Origin of the sequence: Streptomyces chlorus, from assembly GCF_042655885.1 — a bacterium.
GTDB lineage: Bacteria > Actinomycetota > Actinomycetes > Streptomycetales > Streptomycetaceae > Streptomyces > Streptomyces chlorus.
In genome coordinates this window covers 1-1546 of sequence record NZ_JBHSOA010000175.1, presented here as the reverse complement: position 1 = coordinate 1546, position 1546 = coordinate 1, and the positions used below count along the sequence as shown (strand labels likewise).

Annotated in this window: 2 protein-coding genes; one reads left to right on the top strand and one right to left on the bottom strand. The window is 71.5% G+C overall.

The features are described 5' to 3' along the window. The first annotated feature begins 52 nt into the window (after positions 1 to 52). Positions 53 to 589, top strand: coding sequence for a hypothetical protein (locus ACFPZI_RS37255; RefSeq protein WP_381371599.1), 537 nt, complete (start codon positions 53 to 55; stop codon positions 587 to 589). Here the strand turns inward: ACFPZI_RS37255 and ACFPZI_RS37250 are convergent. Then, the gene (locus ACFPZI_RS37250; RefSeq protein ID WP_417801267.1) at positions 546 to 1463 is read right to left on the bottom strand and encodes an IS5 family transposase; all 918 of its coding nucleotides are present in this window, start codon (positions 1461 to 1463) and stop codon (positions 546 to 548) included. The two genes, ACFPZI_RS37255 and ACFPZI_RS37250, sit on opposite strands and share 44 nt — an antisense overlap. Positions 1464 to 1546 lie beyond the last annotated feature (83 nt).

Sequence of the window (1546 nt, the reverse complement as noted above, 5' to 3'; positions counted from 1 at the left end):
GTTCCGTGGGAGTGGTGGCCTGTCGGGTGGTCACTGCTTGGGGAGGTTGCGGATGCCGTCGGTCGTCGGACTGCTGGAAGAGCACGAGCTCGCCGCTCGCCGTCGCGTGGACGGGCTGCGGGAGGAGGCCGACCGTATCCAGGCCGAGCTCGCTGTGGCCGAGCTGGAGTGGCAGGAGTGGGTGATCGCCCGCAGACGGGTCGGCGCGGTGCTGGCCCCGGCGGGCAGCGGCACCGCCGGGGCGGAGGCCGTCGCGGATCCGCCGGGTACGGCCGCGCGGTCGGTGTCCGGGGATGCGGCAAAGCCGAAGTCGCAGGTTCCGGTGTGGCGCGAGGGGCTGGCCTGGTCGGCGCTGCCGGTGGACTACCAGCGCATCCTCACCACACTCGCGGACCGGGCTCGGCTCGGTCAGGGGCCGATGACCTGTCAGGAACTGGCCGCGGGGTTCGGCATGGACGTGGTGCCGGCGCGGGTGGAGGCGCTGCGGTCGAAGGCAAAACGGCTGGTGGCCCGTGGCTGGGCGGTGGAGTCGGCGCCGGGCCGGTTCACGCCCGCGACGGGCGTGGCCGGGCCAGGCGGCGGGTCATGAGCAGGGTCATCGACCAGTAGACCATCGCCTCCGCGCTGCTGGTGCGGCGTTCGACGTCGCGGACCAGGCGGCGGCTTTGCATCAGGTGGGCGAAACACCGTTCGACGATCCACCGCTTGGGCAGCACCACGAACCCCTTCTGGTCGTCGCTGCGTTTGACGATCGCCAGGACCAGGGCGAACGTGGCCAGGCAGTGCTCGACGAGGCTGCCGGTGTAGCCGCCGTCGGCCCACACCAGCTCTAGCCGGTGGTGGGCGGCGGCCACCCGCGCCAGCAGGACCTGGGCGGCAGCGCGGTCGCCGACGTCCGCGCTCGTGACCATCACCCCCAGCAGCAGGCCGAGGGTGTCGACCACGACATGCCGCTTGCGCCCGTTGACCAGTTTGCCGCCGTCGAAGCCGCGGCTGTCGGCACCGACCACGGCGTCCGCCTTGATGGACTGGGAGTCGATCACCCCGGCCGTCGGCTCCGCGTCCCGCCCCGCCTTCTCGCGGACCTGCCCGCGCAGCCGGTCGTGGAACTCCTGGATCAGGGCGTGGTCGCGCCAGCGGCGGAAGAACGCGTACACCCGGTCCCACGGCGGGAAGTCGGCGGGCATCGCCCGCCACTTGATTCCGTTGTCCACGAGATAGCCGATCGCGTCCAGTATCTGCCGGTGGCAGTACGCCTCTGGCTGCCCGCCGCGGCCGCGCAGCCAGCCCGGCACCGGCAGCAGCGGCCGGACAACGGTCCACTCCGCGTCCGTCATGTCGGTCGGGTACCGGCGTTGTCGCTCGGGCCGGTCGGCCGCGTTGCCGTACACGTGCGCGAGGCAATCACACGATGGAGCAGCCGAGTTGGACTCGTCCGGGACCAGCACGGAAGACTGTGACAACAGGGCCTCCTGTTGCTCTATGGATTCGACACCCACGAGCTGTTCAGGAGGCCCTGCCTTCATGCCCTCACCCCGGCAGGATC